Annotated in this window: 24 protein-coding genes; 17 read left to right on the top strand and 7 right to left on the bottom strand. The window is 64.9% G+C overall.

Going from position 1 to position 25950, the window contains the following annotated elements; genetic code table 11:
- The 3 genes from CupriaWKF_RS29690 (at position 1) to CupriaWKF_RS29680 (ending at position 3345) form a co-directional block, all read left to right on the top strand.
- Positions 1 to 1359, top strand: coding sequence for an MBL fold metallo-hydrolase (locus tag CupriaWKF_RS29690; RefSeq protein ID WP_276101988.1), 1359 nt, complete (start codon positions 1 to 3; stop codon positions 1357 to 1359).
- A 230-nt stretch (positions 1360 to 1589) separates the two neighbouring features.
- Complete coding sequence (locus tag CupriaWKF_RS29685) at positions 1590 to 2696, top strand: PAS domain-containing sensor histidine kinase (protein WP_276103280.1); 1107 nt, start codon at positions 1590 to 1592, stop codon at positions 2694 to 2696.
- A 1-nt stretch (position 2697) separates the two neighbouring features.
- Positions 2698 to 3345, top strand: a complete 648-nt coding sequence (locus CupriaWKF_RS29680) for a response regulator transcription factor (RefSeq protein ID WP_276101987.1) — start codon at positions 2698 to 2700, stop codon at positions 3343 to 3345.
- A gap of 79 nt (positions 3346 to 3424) precedes the next feature.
- Here the strand turns inward: CupriaWKF_RS29680 and CupriaWKF_RS29675 are convergent, their stop codons facing one another.
- Positions 3425 to 4198, bottom strand: a complete 774-nt coding sequence (locus CupriaWKF_RS29675) for a helix-turn-helix domain-containing protein (protein ID WP_276101986.1) — start codon at positions 4196 to 4198, stop codon at positions 3425 to 3427.
- Positions 4191 to 4655, bottom strand: coding sequence for a DNA-binding response regulator (locus CupriaWKF_RS29670; RefSeq protein ID WP_276101985.1), 465 nt, complete (start codon positions 4653 to 4655; stop codon positions 4191 to 4193). Before CupriaWKF_RS29670 ends, CupriaWKF_RS29675 begins: the two co-directional genes overlap by 8 nt.
- A gap of 284 nt (positions 4656 to 4939) precedes the next feature.
- On the opposite strand from CupriaWKF_RS29670, the gene CupriaWKF_RS29665 reads away from it, so the two are divergent.
- The 3 genes from CupriaWKF_RS29665 (at position 4940) to phaZ (ending at position 7257) form a co-directional block, all read left to right on the top strand.
- Entirely contained in the window at positions 4940 to 5362 is a 423-nt protein-coding gene (locus CupriaWKF_RS29665; protein WP_276101984.1) for an Hsp20/alpha crystallin family protein, read from the top strand.
- Between the two features lie 52 nt (positions 5363 to 5414).
- Positions 5415 to 5753 carry a TraR/DksA C4-type zinc finger protein gene (locus tag CupriaWKF_RS29660; protein WP_346348614.1) on the top strand — a complete coding sequence of 113 codons (339 nt, stop codon included), beginning with the start codon at positions 5415 to 5417 and terminating at the stop codon, positions 5751 to 5753.
- A gap of 334 nt (positions 5754 to 6087) precedes the next feature.
- Positions 6088 to 7257 (top strand): polyhydroxyalkanoate depolymerase, encoded by a 1170-nt coding sequence (gene phaZ / locus CupriaWKF_RS29655; protein ID WP_276103279.1) that lies wholly within the window; start codon positions 6088 to 6090, stop codon positions 7255 to 7257.
- Here the strand turns inward: phaZ and CupriaWKF_RS29650 are convergent.
- Positions 7232 to 8788 carry a bifunctional aminoglycoside phosphotransferase/ATP-binding protein gene (locus CupriaWKF_RS29650; protein WP_276103278.1) on the bottom strand — a complete coding sequence of 519 codons (1557 nt, stop codon included), beginning with the start codon at positions 8786 to 8788 and terminating at the stop codon, positions 7232 to 7234. The genes phaZ and CupriaWKF_RS29650 overlap by 26 nt on opposite strands.
- A gap of 286 nt (positions 8789 to 9074) precedes the next feature.
- Between CupriaWKF_RS29650 and CupriaWKF_RS29645 the strand changes: the two genes are divergently transcribed.
- The 7 genes from CupriaWKF_RS29645 (at position 9075) to CupriaWKF_RS29615 (ending at position 16573) form a co-directional block, all read left to right on the top strand.
- Positions 9075 to 9539, top strand: coding sequence for a carboxypeptidase regulatory-like domain-containing protein (locus tag CupriaWKF_RS29645; protein WP_276101982.1), 465 nt, complete (start codon positions 9075 to 9077; stop codon positions 9537 to 9539).
- Positions 9540 to 9832: 293 nt separating this feature from the next.
- Positions 9833 to 10111 (top strand): type II toxin-antitoxin system ParD family antitoxin, encoded by a 279-nt coding sequence (locus CupriaWKF_RS29640; RefSeq protein ID WP_276101981.1) that lies wholly within the window; start codon positions 9833 to 9835, stop codon positions 10109 to 10111.
- On the top strand, positions 10108 to 10425 hold the full coding sequence (locus tag CupriaWKF_RS29635) for a type II toxin-antitoxin system RelE/ParE family toxin (RefSeq protein ID WP_276101980.1): 318 nt from the start codon (positions 10108 to 10110) through the stop codon (positions 10423 to 10425). The genes CupriaWKF_RS29640 and CupriaWKF_RS29635 overlap by 4 nt, the downstream gene beginning before the upstream one ends.
- A gap of 139 nt (positions 10426 to 10564) precedes the next feature.
- Positions 10565 to 11035 (top strand): hypothetical protein, encoded by a 471-nt coding sequence (locus tag CupriaWKF_RS29630; RefSeq protein WP_276101979.1) that lies wholly within the window; start codon positions 10565 to 10567, stop codon positions 11033 to 11035.
- Between the two features lie 83 nt (positions 11036 to 11118).
- On the top strand, positions 11119 to 12207 hold the full coding sequence (locus tag CupriaWKF_RS29625) for an efflux RND transporter periplasmic adaptor subunit (protein ID WP_276101978.1): 1089 nt from the start codon (positions 11119 to 11121) through the stop codon (positions 12205 to 12207).
- Positions 12207 to 15320: a CusA/CzcA family heavy metal efflux RND transporter gene (locus CupriaWKF_RS29620; RefSeq protein WP_276101977.1), complete on the top strand. Its 3114-nt coding sequence runs from the start codon at positions 12207 to 12209 to the stop codon at positions 15318 to 15320. Before CupriaWKF_RS29625 ends, CupriaWKF_RS29620 begins: the two co-directional genes overlap by 1 nt.
- Positions 15317 to 16573, top strand: coding sequence for a TolC family protein (locus tag CupriaWKF_RS29615; RefSeq protein ID WP_276101976.1), 1257 nt, complete (start codon positions 15317 to 15319; stop codon positions 16571 to 16573). The genes CupriaWKF_RS29620 and CupriaWKF_RS29615 overlap by 4 nt, the downstream gene beginning before the upstream one ends.
- 187 nt (positions 16574 to 16760) lie before the next feature.
- Here CupriaWKF_RS29615 and CupriaWKF_RS29610 read toward each other — a convergent pair whose 3' ends face one another.
- Positions 16761 to 17198 carry a VOC family protein gene (locus tag CupriaWKF_RS29610; protein WP_276101975.1) on the bottom strand — a complete coding sequence of 146 codons (438 nt, stop codon included), beginning with the start codon at positions 17196 to 17198 and terminating at the stop codon, positions 16761 to 16763.
- Between the two features lie 255 nt (positions 17199 to 17453).
- Here CupriaWKF_RS29610 and CupriaWKF_RS29605 point away from each other — a divergent pair, with 255 nt between their 5' ends.
- Positions 17454 to 17735 (top strand): hypothetical protein, encoded by a 282-nt coding sequence (locus CupriaWKF_RS29605; RefSeq protein WP_276101974.1) that lies wholly within the window; start codon positions 17454 to 17456, stop codon positions 17733 to 17735.
- A gap of 27 nt (positions 17736 to 17762) precedes the next feature.
- Here CupriaWKF_RS29605 and CupriaWKF_RS29600 read toward each other — a convergent pair whose 3' ends face one another.
- A complete protein-coding gene (locus CupriaWKF_RS29600) occupies positions 17763 to 18686 on the bottom strand; it encodes a LysR family transcriptional regulator (protein WP_276101973.1) in 924 nt (307 codons plus the stop codon).
- A 102-nt stretch (positions 18687 to 18788) separates the two neighbouring features.
- On the opposite strand from CupriaWKF_RS29600, the gene CupriaWKF_RS29595 reads away from it, so the two are divergent.
- The 3 genes from CupriaWKF_RS29595 to leuD are packed head-to-tail and all read left to right on the top strand — an operon-like array spanning position 18789 to position 21826.
- Positions 18789 to 19751 (top strand): tripartite tricarboxylate transporter substrate binding protein, encoded by a 963-nt coding sequence (locus tag CupriaWKF_RS29595; protein WP_276101972.1) that lies wholly within the window; start codon positions 18789 to 18791, stop codon positions 19749 to 19751.
- Between the two features lie 19 nt (positions 19752 to 19770).
- Positions 19771 to 21189, top strand: a complete 1419-nt coding sequence (leuC, locus tag CupriaWKF_RS29590; protein WP_276101971.1) for a 3-isopropylmalate dehydratase large subunit — start codon at positions 19771 to 19773, stop codon at positions 21187 to 21189.
- Positions 21182 to 21826: a 3-isopropylmalate dehydratase small subunit gene (leuD, locus tag CupriaWKF_RS29585; RefSeq protein WP_276101970.1), complete on the top strand. Its 645-nt coding sequence runs from the start codon at positions 21182 to 21184 to the stop codon at positions 21824 to 21826. The genes leuC and leuD overlap by 8 nt, the downstream gene beginning before the upstream one ends.
- 40 nt (positions 21827 to 21866) lie before the next feature.
- Here leuD and CupriaWKF_RS29580 read toward each other — a convergent pair whose 3' ends face one another.
- Positions 21867 to 24074 (bottom strand): transglycosylase domain-containing protein, encoded by a 2208-nt coding sequence (locus CupriaWKF_RS29580; RefSeq protein ID WP_276101969.1) that lies wholly within the window; start codon positions 24072 to 24074, stop codon positions 21867 to 21869.
- Positions 24075 to 24236: 162 nt separating this feature from the next.
- Complete coding sequence (locus tag CupriaWKF_RS29575; RefSeq protein ID WP_276101968.1) at positions 24237 to 25868, bottom strand: adenylate/guanylate cyclase domain-containing protein; 1632 nt, start codon at positions 25866 to 25868, stop codon at positions 24237 to 24239.
- Between the last annotated feature and the right edge of the window lie 82 nt (positions 25869 to 25950).

Below are 25950 nucleotides of genomic sequence, written 5' to 3'. Positions count from 1 at the left end.
GTGGAGCTCCTATTCCTCGGTGCCACGGACTCCGTCACAGGTTCGAAATATGTACTCGACACTGGACGCAGCCGCGTCATGGTGGATTGCGGGCTGTTCCAGGGCTTCAAGTCGCTTCGATTGCGCAACTGGGAGCCACTCCCCGTGGACCTCGCCAACCTGGATGCCGTGATCCTGACGCATGCGCATATCGACCACAGCGGCTATGTGCCGCTGCTCGTGCGCAACGGCTTTCGCGGCACGGTGTTCTGCTCCATGGGAACCGCGCAACTATGCGGCATCCTGCTGCCCGACAGCGCGGCGCTTGCCGAGGAGGACGCAGCCTATGCCAATCGCAAGGGATTCTCGCGCCATCGGCCGGCCCTGCCGCTCTACACCAGCGCAGATGCCGCGCGTGCGCTGCGCCGGCTTGAGCCCAAGCCATTTGGTGCGCGGTTTGCGGTCACGCCGGATATTGAAGCGGAGTTCCACCACGCCGGGCACATCATTGGCGCCGCCGCGGTGACACTGCACGTGGCCGGGCAGCGCATCGTTTTCTCGGGCGACCTGGGCAGGCAGCAAGACATCGTGATGCGGCCTCCGGAATTCGTCCGCCAGGCGGACTGCCTGCTGGTCGAGTCGACCTACGGCAACCGCGTCCATCCGGACGAGAATCCGCTGGATGCGTTGGCCAAGGTTGTCGACAACACGCTGGGCCGGGGCGGGAGCCTGGTTATCCCGGCCTTCGCGGTTGGGCGCACGCAGGCCTTGCTGTACTGCCTGCATCGGCTGATCGAGGACAGGCGCATGCCCGACATTCCCATCTACCTCAACAGCCCGATGGCCATCGATGCGACCCAGATCTTTGCCTTGCATCCTGACGAACTCCGGATCAATCGCGCGACCTGCGCAGCGGTATGCGCCTTGCCGATCCCGGTGCAAAGCATGGAACAGTCAGCCTGGCTCAACCAGGACCACACATCCAAGGTGATCCTGGCCGGCAGCGGCATGGCGACTGGCGGGCGCGTGTTGCATCACCTGGCCAGTCTTGGCACCGACCCGCGCTGCACCATCCTGCTGTCAGGTTTCCAGGCCCCCGGCACGCGCGGCGCGGCGCTCGCGGGTGGACAGCGCGAACTGCGTATCCATGGCAAGGACGTTCCAATCCGCGCCGCCGTTGCGCAGATTCAGGGACTGTCGGCGCACGCGGACGCGAATGAACTGATGACCTGGCTCAGCGGATTCCATGTGCAGCCGCGGCGCGTATTCATTGTCCATGGCGAGCCGGATGCCAGCGATGCGCTGCGCCAGCGGGTGGAACGGGGCCTGGGTTGGCAGGTGACGATGCCGGAGTATCGGAAGGCCTATCGCCTGGACTGAGCCGCCTGGCAGGCTATCTCCTGCTGACCTTCGTCATCCGGAAACTGCTTGCGAGATTCCTGGAACCGGATTGAGAAACGTTTCCCGGGCCACCGGATTCCGGCCCCAGGTATTCGCGCAGGCGCAGGTTGCACTCCGCTGGCGTGCTTCTATAGTGCCTTCAATAGGAACCGGAATGTGCGCTCAGGGCACCAGACATGGCGAAGGGCAAGACCCCTCATACGATCAGGATGCGCGGGACGCGGCTTGCCGCCGGGCGCCAGGTTCGCCGGGCGGGCCCAAGCCAGGCAAGGCTGGCGGGGATCATCCGTTCGTCCATGGAGGCCATCATCTCTGTCGACGGCGCGCAGCGCGTCGTGCTGTTCAACCCGATGGCGGAGACCCTGTTCGCATGGCCAGCCGGACAAGCGATCGGCCGGCACCTCAATGACTTCATTCCCGAGCGCTTCCGGGCTGCCCATGAAGCGCACGTGCGTCGGTTCGGCATCACTGGTATCTCTGACCGGCAGATGGGGCGGCAACGGGCGCTCTATGCCATGCGCCGGGACGGTAGCGAGTTCCCCATCGAGGCGTCCATCTCGCAGACGATCGATGGTGGCACGAAGCTCTACACCGTGATGCTGCGCGACATTACCGAACGGGTACGCGCTGACGAGGCGTTGCGCCGCTCACGCGAGGAACTGCAGCAGCTTTCGGGCAGCATCCTGGCCGCGCGCGAGGAGGAGAAGCGGCGCATCGCACGCGGACTCCATGATGATCTTGGCCAGCGGCTCAGTGCGTTAAAAATGGACATGGCCATGCTTGGCGCCGATGTCGCGGAAGGCAGGGACACCCAGGGTCTGCTCGGGGACATCGCCGCCATGAACGATGTCATCGACGATACCGTGGCGTCGGTTCGCCGCTTTGCCAGTGACCTGCGTCCGGCACTGCTGGACGAACTGGGCATGCTGACCGCCATCGAGTGGCTGGCCACGGATTTCTCCAAGCGCTATGGATTGCCGGCGATCGTGGACGGTGTGGATGCCGATGTTCCCGAGCAAACCGCGATTGCCATGTTCCGTATCGTGCAGGAGGCATTGAGCAATGCCGTGCGGCACGCCAATGCAACGGCCGTGAGCGTTCACCTGGCGCAAGTGGATGGCCAGATCGAGTTGCGCGTACAGGACAATGGGGCGGGCTGGGACAAGCAGTCATCCGGCAGAGGGCCACGCAAGTCACTGGGGCTGCTCGGGATCCGCGAGCGGGCACGCCTGCTCGGCGGAACGGTGGCGATCGACAGCGTGCCGGGTGCGGGGTTCTGCCTGACCGTAAGGATCCCACAATGGAAAGGGGCCTGAGATGATCCGCGTACTCATTGCAGACGACCACGCCGTGGTACGGGACGGGCTGAAGCATATCCTGGAACGCGCCGGCAGGTTCGAGGTGGCCGGCGAGGCCGCGGACGGCACGCAGGTGCTCAAGCTGGTGCGGGATTGCGCGCCGCAGGTGCTGCTGCTGGATTTGTCGATGCCGGGCCGCAGCGGACTCGAGCTGATCCGGCTGCTGCGGGACGAGCAACCGGGGCTGCGCATTCTGGTGCTCACCATGCACGCGGAGGAGCAATACATCGTGCGCGCTTTCCAGGCTGGCGCCGCAGGCTACCTGACCAAGGAAAGCGCGGCGAACGAGCTGGTGTGCGCCATTGACCAGGTGGCCAGCGGTGGCACCTATGTCAGCCAGGCGATCGCGGGCAAGTTGGCCGCCAGCCTCCAGGACCCGTACAGCCAGGCGCCCCACCTGCGATTGTCGGACCGTGAGTTGGAAGTGTACCGTCGCCTGGTGCTGGGCGAGCCGCTCACGGCGATTGCCGCGGCCCTTTGCGTCAGTGCCAAGACCGTCAGCACGTACAAGATGCGGCTAATGGAAAAGATGCACATGCCAAGCGAGGCGGCACTGTTGCGCTATGCCATGCGCAACCGTCTGTTCGACGATGACGAAGGGCTCTGAACCATGCCCGGCCGTCAGTGCGGATCGATACAGACAGGGAGAAGCGCAACTGCCGGTGCAGCGAGCTCACCTCGGCTTCTCAGCGCATGTCGAGGGCCTCCTGGTCGAGCAGTTCGATCTGTTTGCCCCGCACCCGGATCAGCCCTTCCTGCTGGAAACGCGACAAAGTCCGGCTGACGGTTTCCAGAGTCATGCCAAGGTAGCTTCCGATGTCTTCTCGCGTCATGCGCAACGTGAATGCCGTGGACGAATAACCCCTGCGTCGCAGACGATCGGAGATGCTGAGCAGGAAGGAAGCCACCCGTTGTTCCGCCGACAGATTCCCGAGCAGCATCATCTGCCCCGTCTCCCGGACGATTTCAGCACTCAGGAGCCTGTGCACATGTTGTTGCAAGGACCTGACTTCGCGGCACAGGGCTTCGAGCAGGTGGAACGGGATGACGCAGACCGCGCTGTCCTCCAGCGCAATGGCATCGCAGGTATGGACATCGGTGGCGATGCCGTCGAGGCCGACCGTTTCACCGGGAAGGAAGAAGCCTGACACATACTCCCGGCCGTTCTCATGGGAAAGCACGGTCTTGAATGACCCCGAACGCAGCGCATAGATGCTCTGGAAGGGGTCCCCGGCCCGGTACAGGGCCTGGCCTTGCCTGACTATTCGCCAGTTGCGTACCACATCATGCAGGCGCACGACGTCGGCGTCGCCCAGGCTGGATGCCATGCAGACGTGCCGTAGCGCGCAGCTCGAACACTGGGCCGCCGGCTTCGGCGTCATCTGCGCAGCGGCCACGGCAAGCGTTGAAGCCGGAGCTTCGGCAAGTTCAATCGAAAGCGATTCGCCAGTTTCAACCATCGCTGTCTCCAGATAAGCTGGTGTCAAGACGGCTCCGTCGCGTCCGCAACCGCGGCGATCCCAGGCCGAGTTGGGCTGCGTCCGCAATCTTCAGCAGGGAAGCCCGCCATTGGTTGACTTCCAGTGTCTTGTCGAAGCAGTAGCTTCCCCCTGCCTTCAGGCAGGCCATTCGCATCAATGGGGCCGCGCTGTTGGTGAGCACGATCACAATGCTCCGCGGCAACGCGGCCGCCACCAGCCGGATTTGCCACAGGGGCTGCCCGCCGCGCAGTCCGACCAGCACAACGTCCGTGTGAAGCGCCTTGATCGTTGGCAGGTTGGTTTCCGCATCCGTACCCGTTCCGACTACCCTTACGCCCACGATGCCTTCAAGCATGCGCAACTGCCGCGTCCTGATGGCACTGGCGTGTTCGAGGAGGTAGACGGTAATCGTGGCGAGTTGGGGGCGGCTGCTCATGAGATCAGTATCGTGGGTGTCGCGGCGGTTCGAAATCAGGCAGTGCTGAGACTTGTGTCAGTCCTGGAGGCAGGGCTGTCAGGTTTCCCTGACTGACGGCCTGACTGACGGCCTGACTGACGGCCTGACTGACGGGCGGCCTTTGGGAGACTCTGTGAGTGAGGCAGCCGGCTCATAGCGGGATGCATTCATCTTGATGCAGGACAAATGACTGCCATCCGGAACTGCCAATCTGAAGACAGCCGGATCCTCCGGTTCCATATCAGTCTTGCAAGGAGAGCACCATGACCAACCTCAGGCACTATGATCCGTTTGCCGTCGAACCGATCAGCGACATGCTGCAAGGCATGCTGCGCTCGTTCCGTGGGACGGCCGATACGGGCCTCGCATTCAAGGTCGACGTCTCGGAATCGGATAGTGGCTATACGCTGTCGGCGGAACTGCCGGGCGTGAAGAAGGAAGACATCGAGGTTTCGGTGGATCGGGGTACCGTGATAATCGCGGCGAAGGTGGAAAGATCCTCCGAGCAGAAAGAGGGCGAGCGCGTCATCCGGCGCGAGCGCTACAGCGGCTCGATGCATCGTGCCTTTACCCTGGATGCAAATATCGATGAGAGCAGAGTCGACGCGACATACAGCGACGGCGTGCTGCGCGTGCTGTTGCCCAAGAAGGAAAGCTCACCGCAGCAGCGGATTGCCGTGAAGTAGTTTGATCAAGAGACGTATTATGCGGGCGCTGACAAAGCAGGAACAGGCGGCCTTGGCCGCACAACTGGACACGGATGAGGCCCGCATCCGTGCCGCCGTCGGGTCTGCGGACTCGCCGCTGGTACCTCTCACGCAACCTGAGGCGCGAGACGGGGGCGATCTTGCGGAAGAAGGGGCCTTGCAGCGCCAGGAGGACGCCATGCTCGAGCACTATCGGATGCAACTGGCCGATATCGAGGCAGCCAAGGCGCGGATCAAGGGCGGTCGGTACGGCGTCTGCATCGACTGCTGGCAGGCCATACCCTACGCGCGCCTGCAGGCCTATCCGACTGCCCAGCGCTGCACGGCCTGCCAGCACCGCCATGAGCACCCGCACGCCAGCGGCCGCTGAAGGGCGGGGCGCCAGGTTCGGGGTTGCAACCATTGCGAGGGTAATCGCGAGTTCTCGCGCACGGAACCGCGCCCGACAGTCTGCGAGAGGGTCGGCTCCTCATAACAGACGTTCTGCGCCATAGCGCGACATCGCAATTACCGCGAAGGGCGCTTTGCACTGCGTCATGCGCCAAGGCTCATGCTCGAGTATGTTGGAATGGGCAGGTCATTGAGCCAGGCACTGGCTGCTTTCGGCCGACGGCAGGTCGACGCAGGCGGCCCCCGCGAAGTATTTGCGAAGGAGTCCGGATATCCCTGACGACAGCATGAACTCCTCTCCGGTTGTGGCGCCGATGACCGCTTTGGCTGAGATTGTGCGCAGCGCTCAGTTTGCCTATGCCTACGAGCTGTTCCAGGCATCGATGCGCCAGTTCGGACCGCCGTCGTTCCACCTCGCACCGATTTTCCAGGATGGGCAGCGCCTGCCCGTGCGGCAGACTGTCGTTGCCGAAACCCCCTTCTGCCGGTTGCTCCGTTTCTCGGTGGGGGAAGGCAAGGGGGTACAGCGGATGTTGTGTGCCCCACTTGCCGGGCACCGGGCGGTGGTCGTAGGCGATGCCATCGAGTCCATGCTCGCAGATGCTGATGTCTATGTCACCGACTGGATCGACGCACGCGATGTACCGCCTGAAGCGGGGCGATTCGGCCTGGATGATTGTGTACTTGTGCTGGAGCGTTTCATGGCGCTGCTTGGTCCGGCCAACCTGGACGTGGTGGCGATCTGCCAAGGCACCGTCCCGGCGCTGGCGGCGGTCGCACGCCTGGCAGCCAGCGGTGCGCGGGAGATTCGGGCGCTGGCGCTGATGGGCGGCCCGCTGGATGCCCGGCTTCGCCCAACCAGGCTCGGACGCATTGCGGCGGCAATGCCCGTGCCTGTGTTCCTTTCCAACTGCACGGGAGCCGTGCCGCCCGGATATCCCGGTGCCGGGCGGGTCGTCTATCCTGGCTTCCTGCAACTGCCGACCCTGGCAAGCGGCCAGCCGGAGCGGCTGTTCTCGCTCATGCTGGATGCCTTGCCTTACCTGTGGCTCGGCCATCGCTCTGTGGACCAGGCGTTGAGGACCAACGCAGGCTATGGGGCAATGATGGACATGCCGGTGGAATTTCTGCTGGATACCATGCGTATCGTTTTTCGCGAATACCTGCTGCCGCGCGGCTTGTGGTGGGTTGATGGGGTTCTGGTAAGCCCGGCATCCATGCGCACAACCCGGCTGCTGACGGTGGAAGGCAAGCTCGACACCATCACCGGTGCCGGGCAGACCCACGCGACGCATGCGCTATGCACCGGTCTGACGGACCGGCATCGCGCCAAGGTCACGGTTCCCGGCTGTGATCACTATGACTTGTTCTGTGGCGACGTGTGGCGCAACCGCGTATATCCCGCTTTGCGTGCCTGGCTAGAGGAGCCAGCGCAATGTCGACGATCGGATGGTTCACTCAGCCGCGCTGGCCTGGCATCGTGACGTTCTTGTCGCTGATTCCCATCCGGGCAATCAGCGCCGTGGCCTGATTCGCGGATACTACGCAGGCGCGCTCGGCCACGGTCAGTGGCTCCTGCACGCGCAATTGCCATTCCAGCGTAGCGCAGTCGGCCTCCGAAGGATCCTGGTGCGCCAGCGCCCGGGCCTCGATGCGGGCGCGAAGCGATTCCAGAGGCGCTTCGCAATCGACAATATAGAAGGGTACGCCAAGGCGACGTGCTTGCGCCGCAAAGCGATCGCGCTGGCTGCGCAAGAGGAAGGTCGCATCGGCAATCATGGGAAAGCCCGCGCTGCAGCCCAGCCGGCAAATGGCAAGCAGGCGATAGTAGGTCCGCTCAGTCCGCGTGTCGCTATACCAGCCGTTTTCCGGCGGCATGTCATGGCGCGTCCTTTTGCGCTCGACGTCCGAGCGTACACGCACCATGCCTGCGGTCTCGCTCATCTGCGCCGCGACGGTGGACTTGCCGCTGCCGGAAAGGCCATGCATCAGGATCAGCGGACCGTTGCGGCGAGCCAGGGTACGCCGGGCAAGGGCCAGCAGGTCGTGGCATTCGACCTGGGCGGCCACCAGTGGTAACCGGGCGGCCTTCTGCTGCTGGTGCTCCCGTTCCAGCAGCACGCGCGCGCGCACCAGCGCGCGCATGGCGACGTAGAACGGCAACAAGACCAGTCCCGCATAGTCTCCGGAGTGCTGCAGGTAGACGTCGAGCAACCGGTAGGCAAGGTCTTGCCGGCCATGATGCTGCAAGTCCATGAACGGGAAGGCAAGGTCGCTGATGGTGTCGATCCAGCGCAGCCCGGGGTTGAACTCGAGGCAGTCGAACGGCGTCGGCTTGTCGTCGAGCAATACAATATTCCCGAGGTGCAGATCGCCATGGCACTCGCGTACATGGCCATGGCGCAGGCGTGACTGCAATGCACCGGCCAGCATGCTCGCCCTGGTCCGGATCAGCTGCCCGACCTGGTCGGCAAGGCCGGCGTCGTGAGCAAGCCGGGCGATGCCGCCGAGGCACTCCGCGAGCGTCGCGTCAACGCGCGCTGGCGTGCCGAAGCCTTCGGCCGGGGCCGCGCGCGGCTGGTCGTGATGGAAGGCGGCGATGCGCCGCGCCAGCGCATCCACATGAGCCACGTCCAGACGCTGCGCCCTAACCCTTTCGAGAAGCAGGTCTTGCTGCTCGAAGCGCCGCATCTTGACCGCATACTCAAGGGGCGTGCCGTGGCCTTCGACCCGTACGGCCCCTGCGCCGTCATCCGTGGTGATGGGCACCACGCCGAGGTAGAGTTCCGGCGCAAGGCGGCTGTTCAGGCGAAATTCTGTCTCGCAATCGGCTCGGCGCGCCTGCGCGGTGGAGAAGTCCACAAAGTCGAACCGCACCGGTTTGCGAACCTTGTAGGCAAAGGCACCCGCGAGGAATACCCGCGATATATGCGTCTCGATGACATGGACTTCCTGGACCGGATGCGGGTAGGCGCCTGCCTGCGTCAACGCTGCCGTCAATGCCGTGTCATCCATGAGAGCTTTCCCTCCGTCAGCCGGGCTCCGCCAAGGCAAAACGGCCGGCGACCCACTGTCTGATGATTGCGAAGAGTGTACTGGCTGGCAGCCGTCATGTCCCGGCGTTGCAAGCCGGCCCGCCAACGCGCGACAGGCAGCGGGTAACCCGCCGTCAACGGTGGCACAACCCTTGATCCATAACAAGATGAAAGCTCTTGCGCCGCCTAGTCTGCAAAGGCTGGAAGGTGCCGGCAGCCATTGGGCGGCCAGGTGCCTTATTGCCACATCACGCAAGGAGTAGAGGATGCGCGCCTTCATTGCGACATGCTGCCTGATGCTGTCGGTCGGCACATCGGCCGGTTTCCGCGTTGCAACAGCCACTTCGCTGGAGGGGACGCTGCAACCGAGGCAACTGAACGGCATCTCCTACGTCTCCGGAGGGATCGGCATTGACGAGGCGGCCGCCATGCGTGGCGCGGCGAAGCAGTTCAATGTGCGCATGCATTTCGTGGACAGCGCCGACAGCAGCGCCTTGTCGGACGTGACGGTCACGCTCTTCAACGCGCGGCGCGAGATCGTCCTCCTGGTGCTCAGCGAAGGGCCGTACCTGTATATGAATCTTCCGCGAGGTACCTATCGGGCGCTGATCCGCTACGGAGGCGTCATTGTCAGCCAGAGCATTACCGTGACAGGCAGTGGCGCCGGCATTGATCTTCTCCTGCGCTTTCCGTCGAGGCAACCCGGCGGCGAAGCGCTGATTGCCACCTGATGCGGCTCTGCGGACGAGCGGGCGGAAGCGATTCGGCAGACGGACTAGCCGTTAACAAAAAGTGTTGGAAATTTAAAAAACTCCCTGGAATCCTTGTCAGGCCTAGGGTCGCTCTTCCCGAGCTGCCGACGAATTCATTGGCAGCTTTCTTCTGAAACCTCCTCTCAAGTCTGGTTCGCCGGAGGAGACCGCCGAAACTCACCCCTAGAGATATGCAGCATGCAGCATACGTGTCGGCTAGACACGTGGAGGTTCTCAAGAGTAGGATTTAATCCTACCGACTGGAGGGTGCTATGCGAACCACTCAACAATTGAGCGTCACGCTTCCTACCGAGATGGCGCAGGCCGTGAAGGAAAAGGTACGCAGCGGGGAATATGCTAGCGAAAGCGAGGTAATCCGCGACGGGCTTCGCGCGCTCCTTGCAAGAGATCGCGCTGTCGAAAACTGGCTCCGCGAACAGGTTGTTCCTGCTTACCAAGCCCTCAAGGCGGATCCGTCCCGGGCCTTGACCGCCGACCAGATCCGCGCCGGGCTGGCCGCTAAACACGCGGAGAAGACGAAGGCACGATGAGGACCTATCCCGTCGAATTCACGCCAGAGTTTCGGGAGCAGATTGGAAACCTCTACAACTACATCGCCGAGGAGGGCTCGCCGGACATTGCGCAGAGGTACACCGGCGCGATCGTCAGCTATTGCGAGAGCCTGGGCACGTTCCCGCATCGAGGCACGATGCGGGACGACGTGCAGCCCGGGCTGCGCATCACCCACTACAAGGGCAGCGCAGTGATCGCCTTCGCTGTCGATGAAGATCCCGCCAAGGTTTCTATCATTGGTCTTTTCTACGGTGGCCAGGACTACGAATCGATCCTGCGCGACACCGACTGATCGAGCCCCCACACACTGCAAAGAGCCAAAAAACTGGGGCACCAGCCTAATTGCCTGGCGCCCCAGTTTTCAACATTTTTTGTTAACGGCTAGCAAGACGGAAAGCCGAGGTCCGCGCCGGTTGCATTACAATGCGCACATGTCGCGTGCAATCCCAGGTGCTTCGCTTCGGGGCGCGGCGTTGGTACTTTTCGTACTGACGCAACTGCTGACCCCGCTCCTGCACGGCCATTTCGGAACTCCGAAACAGACTGGCCTGCACGTGCACGCCGGACTACCTGCGGAAACTGATTCCCATTTCCGTACCGCGGCTTTTTCCACGGGCACTGCTGCGTCCGCCGGGCTTGAGGATCATGCCCATGCCGATTCGTCGCAGGCGAGCGCAGACGCGTTCGAAGTGGATGTCGAATCCGGGATCGGACCGCTGGCGTTGGCCGCGCTGCTCCAGCCAGGGGTACTCCCCGCTCTGTCGATCCTGACGCTGGGGTTGCTGGCGGCGCTTGCCAGTGGTTCCACGCGACGGTCTGCTTTCCCTCCCGCCCCCGTTCCGCGCTGGCGCTACTGCTTCAGCCACCCGCCCCCCGCCCAGGCACCACCGCAGTTCTCCTGATTCCCGTTATCCGGCGTCTTGCCGGTATTCGTGCATGTGCCGCCGTCTATGGTGGGCGTGCTCTCTGCATGTTGGAGTCAGGAATGTCATTCAGACACCTTTATAAGGTCCGTGCGTGGATTGCATTGACCTGCTTGTCGTTTTCGCACATCGCTGCCGCGCAGGCCGCGACCCAGGCGGTGCCGCTGTCCGCCGAGCACGCGCGCGCCCTTGGGGTGCGCACCAGCGCGGTCTCCGCCGCCGAAACCCTCGACGTTGGCACGCACGCCAGGGTCGTATTCAAGCCCGATGCCCAGTATGTCGTGGCGGCACCCTACCCGGGCATCGTGCCGCGTGTGCTGGTAGCCATCGGGCAGACCGTGCGTCCAGGCCAGCCGCTGGCCAGCTTCCTGAGTCCGCAACTCTTCGACGCGAGGCGCGCGCTGGCGGAAGCGAACTCGCAGGCCCGCCTTGCGCAGCAGGCCCTGGTGCGCGACCAGTCGCTCTACGAGGACGGCATCATCGCTGCCAGCCGCTGGCAGGCAACGCAGGCCCGGGCCACCGAGGCCGCCGCCATGGCCAGGGCGCGGCGTGCGGAAATGGCGTCGGCGGGCGTCGTCTTTTCCGGAACGGGCGACGCAGCCCAGCTTGTGGCGAGCCACCAGGGCGTCGTGTCGGAGGTAGCCGCCGTGCCTGGCGCGCGCGTGGAAGGCGCGTCGCCGCTGTTCAGGATTGTCGATCCGGATGCGTTGGAACTGGATCTCCTCGTGGGCCGCGATATTCCGGTGCCGTCCCCGGGTGAGCGCGTGGAAGTCGCGCGGCGCGGCGCGGCCGGCATTGTGGTTGGCGTCGCACCGGCCGGCGATGGCACGTCCGGGATGCGGGTGCGCGCGTCGCTGGAACGCCGTGGCGACCTGCGCGCGGGCGAGAGCGTCAACGTCACGCTGAAGCTGCGCAGCCGGGAAGGGAAGGGCATGCCCGGACGGGTGCGCGTGCCGGCGGCGGCCGTGGCCTACCTGCAGGGTACGCCAGGCGTGTTCGTCGCCACGGACAAGGGCTTCCGATTCCAGCCTGTAACGCTGGAGAGCACGGACGAAGCCAATGCCGTGGTCCGCGGCGACCTGCCCGCGGGGACGCGCGTGGCCGTCGCGGGCATCGGCGCGCTGAAGGGCCTGATGGCGGGAGACCAGTGATGCTTGCCCGCCTGATCGATTTTTCCCTGCGCCAGCGCGTGCTGGTCATGCTTGCCGCCTGCGCACTGGCCGCCGCGGGCGTGTGGGCTTATGTGAACCTGCCGATCGACGCCTTTCCCGATATCTCCCCGACCCAGGTCAAGGTGGTGCTCAAGGTGCCGGGCATGACGCCGGAGGAGGTGGAGCAGCGCGTCTCGACGCCGATCGAGCAGGAACTGCTCGGCATCCCGCACAAGACCATCGTGCGCTCCGTGTCCAAGTACGGCATCAGCGACGTCACAATTGATTTCGAGGAAGGCGTGGACGTGTACTGGGCGCGCCAGCAGGTCTCGGAGCGGCTCGCCGGCCTCGCGCGGGATCTGCCTTCGACCGCCGAGGGCGGCCTGGCGCCGATTACCACGCCGCTGGGCGAGATGTTCATGTTCACCATCGAGGGCGATGACTACTCGCTAGCTGAGCGTCGCCGCGTGCTCGACTGGGTCATCCGGCCGGCCCTGCGTACCGTGCCGGGCGTGGCGGACGTCAACGCGCTCGGTGGCGAGGTGCGAAGCTACGAGGTGATTCCCGATCCGTCCCGCCTGCGCGCGCGCGGCGTGACGCTGGACCAGTTGCGTCAGGCGCTGGACAAGAACAACCGCAACGACGGCGCGGGCCGCCTCGACCGTGGCGACGAGCACTGGGTGGTGCGCGTGGAAGGCGGCATACGCGGGCTCGATGACTTGCGCGCCATCGTCGTGGAGGCTGCGCAGGATCTTTCCGGCGCGCCAGCGGTGACGGTAGGCGATGTGGCCACCGTGCGGCTTGGCGAAGCCACGCGCAACGGCGCGGTCAGCAAGGACGGGCGGGGCGAGGCGGTGGAAGGGCTCGTGCTGGGCTTGCGCGGCGCCGATGCGCGCAGGCTGGTGCAGGCGGTACAGGCGCGGCTGGACGAACTGGCCCCGAGTCTGCCGAAGGGCATGTCGACGAGCATCTTCTACAACCGCGGGGAGCTGGTGACGCGCGCGGCGAATACCGTAGTCCGCGCGCTGGCCGAGGCCGGCGTGCTGGTGGTGATCACGCTGTACCTGTTTCTTGGCGGCGTGCGCGCTGCGCTGGTTGTGGCGGCTACGTTGCCGCTGTCGATGCTTGCCACCTTCTTGTTGATGCGTTACGCCGGGCTCACCGCGAACCTGATGAGCCTCGGCGGCCTGGCGATCGCGCTGGGCATGCTGGTGGATGCAGCCGTGGTGGTCGTCGAGAACATCGAAACGGCCCTGGCACGCGCCGAAGCGCACCAGACCGGCGAGGCGCTGCGCGGCGCGGCGATTCGCCACGCGGTGGCAACCGTGGCCCCGCCGATGCTGGCCGGTGTGTCCATCATCGCCATCGTTTTCCTGCCGCTGTTGTCGCTGGAGGGTCTCGAGGGCAAGCTGTTCGCGCCGGTGGCACTCACCATCGTGATGGCACTGGCTTCCTCGGTGGTGATTGCATTCACGGTGGTCCCGGCACTGGCTTCGTGGCTGCTGCTCTCGCATGCCGACGAGCCTCCCTGGCTGATGCGCAAGGTATCGGCCGGCTTTGCCCGGATGCAGGACTGGAGCGCGACGCACCGCCGCACCGTCTTCGGCGCTGCGGGCGTGGCGCTGGCCGGGGCAGCCCTGCTGTACCTGTCCGTGGGGAAGACCTTCATGCCGACCATGGACGAGGGCGATCTGATCGTGCAGCTTCAGAAGGCGCCGTCCGTGTCGCTCGCGGCCTCGCTCGATCTGGACCAGCGTGTACAGCAGGCCCTGTTGAAAGAAGTCCCGGAAATCCGTTCCATCGTGGCGCGATCCGGTTCCGACGACCTGGGCCTGGATCCGATGGGTCTGAACGAGACCGACACCTTCCTGGTGCTGAAGGCCAAGGACCAGTGGCGTGGCAGCAAGGATGATATTGCCGAGGCAATCCGGCGCGCGATGGAGCGCTTTCCGGGGGTGATCTACGGCTTCACGCAACCGATCGAGATGCGTGTCTCGGAAATGCTGACGGGCACGCGCGGCGACGTTGCCATCAAGCTCTTCGGCAGCGACCTCGCGGGCATCGACGCGGCGGCACAGATCATCGCGACGACCGTGCGCGGCATCAAAGGGGCGGCCGATGTGATTGCGCCCAGCAACAGCGGCGTGCAATTCCTGAAAGTGTCGATAGACCGTGCCGCCGCGGGCCAGGCGGGCTTTACCGGAGACGCCTTGCAGGCGCAATTGCGCGCGCTGGTGGAGGGCGACCGCATCGGCGTGGTGCCGGAGGGGATCGTGCGCACGCCGCTGATCCTGCGTGGCGGCGCGGCATTGCGCCAGGCGCCCGAGGCATTTGCCAGCCTGCTGGTTACGGCGCCGGACGGCAAGGCATGGCCATTGACGTCGCTGGCAAGCCTCGAGCGGGTGGACGGCCCCGTGCGGATCAATCATGAGAACGGCGCCAGGTTCGCCGTGATCCAGGCAAACGTGGAAGGCCGCGACCTGGCTGGCTTCGTCCAGGAGGCGCAGTCGGCAGTCGCCGGTCTCAAGACGCTTCCCAAAGGCCTGCGTATCGTCTGGGGCGGGCAATTCGAGAACCAGCGTCGAGCCGCGGCACGCCTGGCTCTGGTCGTGCCGATGGCCCTGGCAGCGATTTTCTTCCTGCTGATGCTGACATTCCGGTCGGTGCGTCAGGCCGTACTGGTGATCGCGAATATTCCGTTCGCGCTGGTAGGCGGCATCGCCGCATTGCGCCTGTCGGGGGAATACCTGTCGGTTCCAGCGTCGGTCGGCTTTATCGCGCTGCTCGGCATCGCGGTGCTGAACGGGGTCGTCCTGGTGTCGCACTTCAACACGCTGCTGGAATCCGGGCTCGACATTGCGCAGACCGTCCGGACGGGCGTGCGGGACCGCTTGCGCCCCGTTCTGATGACTGCCTGCATCACGGCGCTGGGCATGATACCGCTGTTGCTCGCAAGCGGGCCCGGATCCGAGATCCAGCGCCCGCTGGCCATTGTTGTCTCTGGGGGGCTGGTCTCCTCGACGGCGCTGACGCTGCTGCTTCTGCCGCTGCTGTACGAGCGTTTTGGCCTGCCAGGACAGCGGCCCGCCATCCGACAGGGAGAGATGCAATGACGCGCAAGGTGTCTGTCGCCCTTGCGGCAACGGTGGGCGCGATGGCGATCTGGAGTGCTGCCGCGCAGGCTGGCGGCGCGCACGACTATCTGCCCGCCGAGGAGGCCGTGCGGCAAGCCATCGCCGGCTCGCCCGATGTGATGGCCGCCGAGGCACGGCGGGATGCCACGCTCGCGCGTGCCGTCGGGATCCGTGCCGGCACGGCCGAGACGGTGGTGCGGGCGATTGGCCAGGGCCGCAGCGTCCGTGAGCCCTCGCAGCGTTTCCCTGAAGGGCAGATCGCGGTGGAACGTCCCCTGCGGCTGTGGGGCAAGGCTGACGCCGATGCGCGGCTGGCCGATGCGACCGCCGAAGCCGGCGACCTTGCGGTCATGGATGCCCGGCACGAATCGTCGCGCCAGATCCTGGCGCTGTGGTTTGCCGCGATGCGTGCCGGACAGGCTCGCGTGGCCGCGCAGGAAAATGCCCGGGCAGCCGGGGAACTGGTCGCCATGACCACCCGCCGCATTCAGGCGGGGGACGCGGCGCGGCTCGACGGGGAACTGGCCGCGTCGGATCAGGCCCGCACGCAGGCCGCGCTCGCGACGGCCTCCGCGGCCGAGCAGGCGGCGCTGGCCGAATTGCATGGGCGGTATCCGGGGCTGGGAGAGCCCGGCTCCCCGCCGGATGCACGGCTGCCTCCGGTGCCCCCCGAAGCGCCCGAGGCACTGCGTACGGACTACGTCCGGGGCAGCCATGAGTACCGGCTGGCGATGGCGCAGGAAGCGCAGGCGCAGCGGCATGCGGCCCGGGCGGATCTGGAGCGCAAGCCTGATCCGACGGTCGGCATGTTTGTCACGATCGAGCGGGGCGGGGCGGAGCGCATCCTTGGCGTCAGCGTCGCCATGCCGCTTGGCGGCGATCATCGCCGCGCGGCGGCCACGGCGGCGGCCGCGGACGCCGAGGCGGCCGCACGCAGCCGCATGGCGGCCGAGCGCAGGCTTGGCACGGAATTCGATGTGCAGTACCGCAACCTGCTTGGCAGGCGCTCGTCGGCGCAGGCTCAGGCCGAGGCCGTGAGCCTGCAACGCACTGCATCGGATCGCGCGACGCGCGCCTATCGCGCGGGTGAGTCCGGCCTGGCGGAACTGCTCGCGGTGCGCCGCAGCCTTGCCGAGGCCTTGCTCGCCGAACGGCTTGCGCGGGTCGATGCGTTGGAAGCCGGGAGCCGGCTCAGTCTTGATCTTCACCAGATGTGGGATCTTGACGATTAAGCCAGCCAGCGCTGGAAACCGACTATGCGATACCTTTCGGGGTCCGGCGGCTGGCTCGGTATGCCTGGTGGCCATTTTTTGGTTCTTTGCCGGATTGCGGGGGGAATGGGGAAGGATGGGGTTGTCGTGCCAAGCACGACAAGCCAGTCACCACCACAAAGCCCCCTTCATCATCGACGCACACCTTCTACGCCGCAACGTTCTCTCCCCGCATCGATGGCGTAAACGTGATGCCGACCAGCAATCCTTCCGGCCCGATGAAGCGGCTGACGGTCTGGCCCCACGGTTCGCGCCGGTTCCTGACCAGCATCCGATACCCTCGTGATTCCAGTTCCGCCGTAGCCGCTTCGACGCTGTCGACATCAAACTCGATCCAGGCTTGCGGGATGGGCACATCGGCAGGCCACGACCCGCTGCCGAAGCACGATTGCGCAGCCTGCGCGAGCGGCCACAACGCAAAAGTGTTTGCGCCCTTCAGGCTCTCCGTATGGAGGTATCCTCCCTTCTCTTCCTTGAAGGGGATGCCGAAGGCAAGGCCGTAGAGCTCGCGGCTTGCCTGGGCTTCGATGACAATCGGGCCAAAGCCGGCGACGAATAGCGCTGTGGCTTTTGGGATCTTTTCCATGGCTTCTCCTTTGCCGCGGATGATCGCGTGCCACGAGGCACTGACAGATTCGCCCGCGCGCGCCGAATAAATGCGCCTAGTGACGACCCCTGCACAGGTTTGTCTCCCTTGGTGGCAGGGTGGCCGATCTTCTAGCATAGAAGGCGCAAGTCCAGGCGAACCGCCAAGGCAGGAGCGCCTGGGATGACGCGAGCGAACCAAGTGACGGTCAGGGAGCCTCAGGAGGTAAGGGATATGTCTGCCACAAGAATTGAGATGTACGACCACGATGGCGACGGCATCTTGACCATTCGCGATGACGGCGCCGAATTCACCGGCGTCGCGCTAGAGCTTTCGAATCTATTCGGCGAAGACGTCGTCGCGGATCTCGACAAGCACCAGTTGCTCGAATGGTGCGAGACGGTCGCGGCCCACCTCCGTCACCAGGGCGTTACGACAAGTCCGCCCGCCGCGGAGGGCACCGCTAACAAAACCAGCCAAAGCCGTCCGAAAGAACCGCCGGGCGTCGACGAGCTTTTGCAGTCGGCGTCATCCTGACTGCGGCAGCACGCGCTACGAACTGTCCTACCACGCGCCGCCGGCTCCCGGTTTCGCCTGCCGATGGCTCGCAAAGCGATTCAGTAAAAAGTCAACGAGTACCCTGACTCTGTCGGTCCGGGTCTTGCCGGCGCCGTAGACCAGATAGATATCGGCCGGTGTGAACTGCCACTGCGGCAGGACCCTGCACAGGGTTCCAGCCCTTAACTGTTCTGCGATATCCCATTCGGAACGCACCACCAGTCCTTGTCCGTCGAGCGCCCAGGCGACCGCCGATTCGCCGTCGTTGGTGCTCATGTTTCCTCGCACCTTGATGGTCTCCTGCTGCGCGCCGCTGCGCATGTGCCAGGTGCCAAAGGTTTCGTCTGCTTCCCGAATGAAGATGCAGCTATGGCGGGCGAGATCGCGCGGACTGCCGGGCAGGCCCGCCCGCGCCAGGTATGACGGCGCCGCGCACAGAACGCGGCGGTTGTTGGCGAGCAGCCGTGAGGTGAGCCGCACGTCAGGCATTTCGCCGAAATGAACGATTGCGTCCAGGCCCAGTTCGGTCAGGTTCAACGGCCGGTCGCTGAGGTGGAGTTGAATCTCGATCTTCGGGAATTCGCTGGCGAACGCTGACAGCGCCGGTGCGATATGGCGGCGTCCGAAGCCCAGCGTCGCGCCAATCTTGAGCAGCCCATGCGGCGTGCTGCCGCTGCCGCCCACCGACCGCTCGAGGGTCTCCAGTTCGGCAAGTATGCGCGCGCCCTCGACGAGATAGTTCTCGCCTTCCGGAGTCAGGCTGGTGCGCCGGGTCGTCCGGTTCAACAGCCTGACTCCCAGGCGTGCCTCGAGCCCAAGCAGGCGTTTGCTGACTGCGGATGGCGTCACGCCAAGCTCCTGCGCTGCCGCGGCGAGGCTTCCTTGTCTGTTGATGGCCATGAAGAAGGCAACGTCGGAGAAGCTGTCCATTCATGAACTCCAGGCAATAAAGAATGAATTTTGCCTAAATTATGATTCTGGGGGCAAGTGCTACGATCAGTTGCACAAAAACATGTTCAAAGGAGACTCCCCATGCGCCTTGCCCGCCTTGCCGCGTTTGTCGCCTGTGCAGCAGTTCTGGGAACTGCGTCGGCGCAGTCGTATCCGCAGCGGCCGATTCGCCTGATCGTGCCTTACGCCCCGGGGGGCAGCGCCGATATCGCCGCCCGGCTTGTATCGGATGCGTGGTCGAAGAACCTCGGCGGCACGATGGTTGTCGAGAACCGCGCCGGCGCGGGCGGCAATATCGGGGTGGATGCGGTCGCGAAGTCGCCGGCTGATGGTTACACCATTGGCCTGCAGACGGTTTCGCTGGCCATCAATCCCGGCCTGTTCCCGCGCATGCCGTACGACACGCGGAAGGACCTGGCTCCCATCGGCATGGTCGCGGGGGCCCAGCATGTCCTGGTGGTCAACAACAAGATCCCGGCGAAGAGTCTGCAAGAACTGATCGCCCTCGCCAAAGCCAGGCCGGACAAGATGACTTACGGCTCCGCGGGCAATGGCAGCACCTTCCATATGTCGGCCGAGCTGTTCAAGTCGGTGGCAAACGTATCGATCGTCCACGTTCCCTATCGTGGCGGCGGTCCGGCCCTCGTCGACACGATCGCCGGTCAGGTCGATATGAGCTTCCCGGTGGTATCCGCGGCTCAGCAGCATGTGCTCGCCGGCAAGCTCACCGCGCTTGCCGTGACCGGTTCGAAGCGGTCGACGCTCTTGCCGAACGTGCCGACGGCGGCGGAAGCCGGATTGCCTGGCTACAACTTTGAAACGTGGTTCATGGTATTCGCGCCGGCCGGTACGCCCAAGCCGGTGATCGACAAGCTGAACGCAGCCCTGAATGCCACGCTCACGGCGCAGGCAACGAAAGACCGGATGCTCAAGGAAGGTTTTGAACCGACGCCGACAACGCCGGAAGCGGCCCGCAAGCGACTCGAACAGGAGATGCCGATGTGGGCCCAGTTGATCAGGCAGCGCGGCATCACCGCCGAATAATCTTGAAATGGTAGCAGCCATGCCCCCACGAACTCTATACAACAAGCTGGTCGACTCTCACACTGTCGCCAGGATCGATGACGATAACGTCCTGCTGTACTGCGACTTGCACTTGATGAACGAGTACACGAGTCCGCAGGCCTTTGCCGGGCTGCACGAGCAAGACCGCGCGGTGTTGATGCCGGGACAGAACGTTTCCGTTGTCAGCCACATCATCCCGACGCACCCCACGAAGATTCGCGTGATCGCGGATCCTGCCTCGTCGCTGCAGGCGACGAACCTGCGGGCCAACTGCGAGAAGCACGCCATCCCGCTGTTCGATACGAACGATGCGCTGCAAGGCATCGAGCACGTCATCGCTCCCGAACACGGCATGATCCGCCCGGGCATGGTGGTCATTTGCGGCGACAGCCACACGACCACCTACGGCGCGCTGGGCGCACTGGGCTTCGGCATCGGTACGTCCGAAGTCGAGCACGTGCTCGCCACCCAGACGCTGGTCTACCGGATGGCCAGGACCATGCGCATTCGCGTGAACGGCAAGCTTCCCGCAGGCACGACGGCCAAGGACCTGATCCTGATGATCATCGGGAGGATCGGGGCTCAGGGGGCACGCGGCTACGTGGTTGAATACTGCGGCTCGGCAATCCGGGACCTCAGCGTCGAGGCGCGATTTACGCTTTGCAACATGACGGTGGAAGCGGCTGCGCGCGGCGCGCTCATTGCGCCAGATGCGGTGTCGACCAACTACGTTCTGCGCCGCGCACCGGATATGGACGAAGCCCAGCGCACAGCGGCGCTAGCGTACTGGGAGACGCTGAAGAGCGACGCCGAAGCGGAATACGACCTCGATTTCGCGTTCGACGCGGGTGAGATCGAGCCCCATGTGACCTGGGGAACCAGCCCTGACCAGGTGGTGCCAGTCTCCGGACGTATCCCGTTCCCGGAAGACCAGATGGACGAAGCGGACAAGCGTGCCGTCGACCGGGCGCTTTCCTATACCCGCCTCTCGCCCGGGACATTGCTCGAAGGCACCGCGATCCAGCATGTCTTTATCGGCTCCTGCACGAACGGCCGGATCGAAGACCTCCGGGCGGTGGCCGCCGTCGTGCGCGGCAAGCGGGTGGCCAGCGGCGTCCGGGCGATGGTCGTGCCGGGATCCGGCGCCGTGAAAGCCCAGGCCGAGCGTGAAGGGATTGCCGCGATCCTGACGGCGGCGGGATTCGAATGGCGGCAACCGGGCTGCTCCATGTGCCTCGCCATGAATGACGATGTCCTGGCCGACGGCATTCGCTGTGCCTCGACCACCAATCGAAATTTCGAAGGCAGGCAGGGACGCGGCGCCATTACGCACCTGATGAGCCCGGCCATGGCTGCAGCGGCGGCCATTACCGGGAAGATTACCGACGTCCGCAAGCTGGAGATTGCCAATGTCTGATCACGCCCGAATCACCGGCAAGGCGGCCGCCATCCGCTTCGAGAACCTCGACACCGACCAGATCATCCCGAAGCAGTTTCTTCGCGGCATCGACAAGGCGGGCCTCGACCAGGGGATCCTGTACGATCACCGCTTCGACGAGAGCGGTAATCCGCGTCCGGATTTCGTGCTGAATCGCCCCGGGTATGCGGGCACGAGCATCCTGGTCGGCGGCGCGAACTTCGGCTGCGGATCGAGCCGCGAACATGCCGTATGGGGCCTGCAGCAATTCGGCATCCGGGCCGTCATTGCGCCCAGCTATGGAGAGATCTTCTACTCCAATGCGATGAATAACCGGTTGCTGCTCGTGATGCTCCCGCGCGAAGTCATCGAGCCACTGATGAATGCCGTCGATGCGGACAGCGGCAACACCATCACCATCGATGTCGATGCCATGCGGGTCAGGACGCCCGTGGGCGAGCATCCGTTCCAGCTGTCCGAACGGCACCGCCGCATGTTCATCGAAGGACTCGACATGATCGGTCTCTCTCTCAGGCATCGGGCCGAGATTGAAGCGTTCGCGGACCAGTACTGGTCCGCGTTTCCCTGGACAAGGAATGTCGCACGCCGCACCCGCGACCGCCTCGGCGCGACCTGAGGTCGCGCAAGAGGCGGAAGCCGGGCGCTACGCTCAAGTATCAGAACCGCCAGAAGAGGAAGCGATGCTGTCGGGGCCTGGCGGCGGGAGGCGGGCGCTTCTCGGGGCTGAAGCGTGCGCCGGGATCAATCGCTCTCGCGCGCAGCGCCATATCATAGAAGGCGCCCACCATTGGCAGGGCGCTGCGCGCGCCCTGGCTCCAATAGCTGCCGAGCGTGACACGTCCATCGTCGAAGCCCACCCAGGCGCCTGCGACGAGTTGCGGGTGCATGAGGATGAACCAGCTATCGGCGTTGTCCTGCGTCGTTCCCGTCTTGCCGGCCACGTCAGCGCGGATCCCGAAGCGCGACCGGATGTCCGAGCCGGTGCCGCGCGTGACGACATCGCGCATCACGTCGACCAGCGTCAGCGCGGCCCCCGCGGGTAGCGCCTGGGCTGGCGCAGCGCTGGGAAACTCGGCCAGGGCCTTGCCATGGGAGTCCTCGATGCGGGTCACCATGCGCGGCGCGACGTAGTTGCCACGGTTGGCGATGGTGGCGTATGCCGAGACCATTTCCCTGAGCGTTACCGGGCTCGTGCCGAGCGCAAGCGAAGGCACCGGTTCGAGCGGGCTCTCGCGTACGCCCATCGCCCGTGCCAGGCTTGCAACCTTCTCCGGGCCCTGCGCTTGCATGAGCTGCGCCGTGATGCGGTTGCGCGAGAACGCCAGCGCGTCGCGCAGCGTCATCGGCCGGTCGGTAGGCGGTTCGGCGTCGGTCGGCCGCCAGATGGCATGATCGGGCAGGGGGATGGCCACGTTCCGGTCGACGATGGTATCGCCCGGCCGGGCGCCGCCCGCGAACGCCGCGCCATAGACGAACGGCTTGAATGTCGAACCCGGCTGGCGGCGCGCCTGTTGCACGTGATCGAACGGCTCGGCACTGAAATCGGTGCTGCCGACCCATGCCTTGATATCACCGCTGCGCGGATCGATCGCGATAAATCCGGCCTGGACCTGGGTCTTGCTGCGGCAGAGCGCGCGAACGAAAGCGGGGTTGGAAGCGAGGTCCCTCAGTGCATTCCGGTCTGTTTTTCCAGCCTCGCGCGCGGCGCGGTAGTCGGACGTTTGCCGCATGAACGCCTGGAACAAGTCATTGCCCGGCCAGCAGCCGGTTCGCTCGTTCCATGCCTGGTCCGCGATCCATTGCAGCTGGTTCGTCTGCCAGCCAAGCGCCTGCGTTGCCATGGCTTGCAGGCGGAAATCGATCGTCGTGCGCACGACCAGGCCATCGGCGTAGAGGTTGTAGCCATTGCGATCCGCCCATGCGATCAGCCATTTGCGCAACTGCGCCGAAAAATGCGGGGCGGCGCCCGGCCGCTCCGTCTGCTGCGCGAAGTCGACGCGCAGCGGCTGCCGCTCGAGCCGGGCGTAGGCATCGGCCCCGAGCTTGCCGTACTTGTGCATCTGCCCGAGTACCGTGTTGCGCCGCTGCAGCGCGCGCTCGGGATTGAGGACAGGGTTATAGGTGCTGTTGGCTTTCAGCATCCCGACCAGCGTCGCGCTTTCAAGTATATCGAGCCGGTCGGCGGATTTGCCGAAGTAGGTGCGTGCGGCCATTTCCACGCCGTAGGCGTTGTACAGGAACGGTACCGTATTCAGGTAGGTCTCGAGGATCTGGTCCTTGCTGTACACGGCTTCGATCTTGAAGGCCGTGACGGCTTCCCTGAGCTTGCGAAGCAGCGTTGGCGCGCGGCCGATATCGTCGGGATAGAGGTTGCGCGCGAGCTGCTGTGTGATCGTCGAACCCCCTTGCCGGTCGCCGGAAAGCGTATGCAGTGCCGCCGCCGCCGTGCGCTTCCAGTCGATGCCGGGATGGTCATAGAAGCGGCGGTCTTCCGTCGCGATCAAGGCCGCCACGACGTAGGGCGAGATTTGCCGGAGCGGCACCCACTCGCGATTGACCGGCTTGAGTTCATCCAGGATTCTTCCGTCAGCCGATACGATCACGGCCGGCCGGTCGATGCGGGCCTTGCGGATATCGCCGAGGGCCGGCGTCGAGCGGATGAGTGCGACCGTGCACAGCAGGAAGAGTGCCGACAAGGCCGCAAGCGTCAGGGCGATGCCCAGTCGTGTCGGGCGGCGAATGCGGCGCCAGGCGCTATCCAGGAGGCGTCGGAATCTCGTCTTGCAGGCTGCTGCCAGCGGCCAGATGTGGGCGAACCACCGTGCGCAAAGCTCACGAAACACAATGACAGGGTGGCGATTCACAGTGACGGGGCGCGGACGAAAAGCGCGATCGTACCAAAGCGGTTGCGGGCTCCATGGCGAAATGTGCGTCGGACAGCCGACATTTACAGACGCTTACATTTGCGGGGCAGCCGTCATCGGAAGGGGCGCGCTCCCCTGCACCGGACGCGATCGTTCATTGCGTCAGGCCGCAGGCATTGGCATTTGCGATGCCTTGGACAGCACCCGGACTGGTACCGGCTCATCGCGGCCCCGCAGGCGGGCAACCACGCCGGGCAGGTCCGAGGCCGAAACGCCGGCATGGTGGAATACCTGATCCGAGACGATTGCCTCGCACGCCATCTCCTTGGTCAACTGTTCAAGCCTCGAGGCCACGTTCAGCGGATCGCCAATCGCGGTGAAGGTGACATGTTCGCTGAACCCGATCTGCCCCACGACAGCGCGGCCGCAATGCAATCCAATGCCAAACCGGATTCCTATCTGCAACTGCTGTTGAAGTAAGGCGTTGAGCTCGTCAATCCTGGCCGCTACCAGCGGCACGGCGCGAAGCGCTTGTCGACAGGCGGTTGAGGGTTCGCTGCTCAAGCCGAAGATTGCGAGCACCGCGTCGCCGAGAAACTGGTTCGGCTGACCGCCAGCCTGGACCACCGCGGAGCAGACCGCACCCATGAAGCGGCTGACCACGAAAATGCTGTCAAACGGCAATTGTGCCGCGGCGAGCCTGGTCGAATCCCGCATGTCGACGAACATGAACGCGGCGAAGCGCTCCTGTGGCATGACATCCTGCTGACGACGCTGCAGGAAGGCAGCCGATGCTGCCGGCGGTACCAGTGGCCACACCGAGAGATCGTGGGTCGGCCGCAACTGGCAGGCCAGGCGCAATGTCTGCGGGTCCGCGCGCAGCCGTTCCAGGACACGCCGCTCCGCCCCGGAGGGCGCTGGCAGCGGCACGTCGCTGAGTACCCGGACCCGGCACAGCGTGCATCGGGCCCGGCCACCACAAGTGCTGGCATGAGGAATCCCGGCCAGGCGGCTGGCCTCGAGCACCGAAAATCCGCGCGGCGCGAGCACCTTTCGCCCGCCGGGATACAGGATGGCGTACCGTCCACCCCTGCGCTCCCGGAACCTGCGCGCCAGCCGCGCGGCCAGTATGAGCAGCAGCGCGCCGCCATCGAAGAGCAGGAAATCATTGCGCAGCCTGGCAAGCCACAGATTTTGCGGTCGTGTGCCGATGGTCGCCGGCCGGATCGCGGCGGCGCGCCACACCGGGTCCTGCGCCAGGGCAACCACCTCCCGTCCGCCCTGCAGGAAGCCCAGCAACGCGAGCACCGGGAGCAGGACGGCGGCGCTCGTCAGCGCACTCCGCCATGCGCCGAACCATGGTTTCAATCGCAGCCAGAACCAGATGCCGTAGCACCCGTGCAGCCAGGCGACTACCAACAGCGCGAGCTGCACCCGGGCAAAGAATGGGGAATCGATCCAGAACGCGTACAGCACCTGCGCATAGCCCTTGTCCAGGCCGAACTCGGCAAAGGCGATGCGCGTATTCACGACGTGGTTGGCCAGCAGCGGAGGGATGCACAAGCCGAGCAGCAGTTGCGCCATTTCACCGGGGGTCCAGTACAGCGAGCGCCGTTCGTACAGGGCCCACAGTCCCAGGAAGAAATGCGTGACCAGTGAGCCGTACAGGAGAATCGTGCCGGCCCACCCCTGCCAGATGAACTTCTGGACCAGCAGATCGCGCTCCAGCCAGGCGAGCGAAATATTTCCGAGAGCGTGGTTAAGCAGGTGCGTGCCGACGTAGCTGAACAGCACCAGGCCGGTTGCCAGGCGCACGGATCGCACGCTGGTTGGCCACAAGCGGCGAAAAGAGGGAAATCCGGACATGCGCGGCCCT

The sequence above is a fragment of the Cupriavidus sp. WKF15 genome, assembly GCF_029278605.1.
Taxonomy (GTDB): Bacteria; Pseudomonadota; Gammaproteobacteria; order Burkholderiales; family Burkholderiaceae; genus Cupriavidus.
The sequence above is the reverse complement of the archived record's forward strand: the minus strand, read 5'-3'. Positions and strand labels throughout refer to the sequence as shown.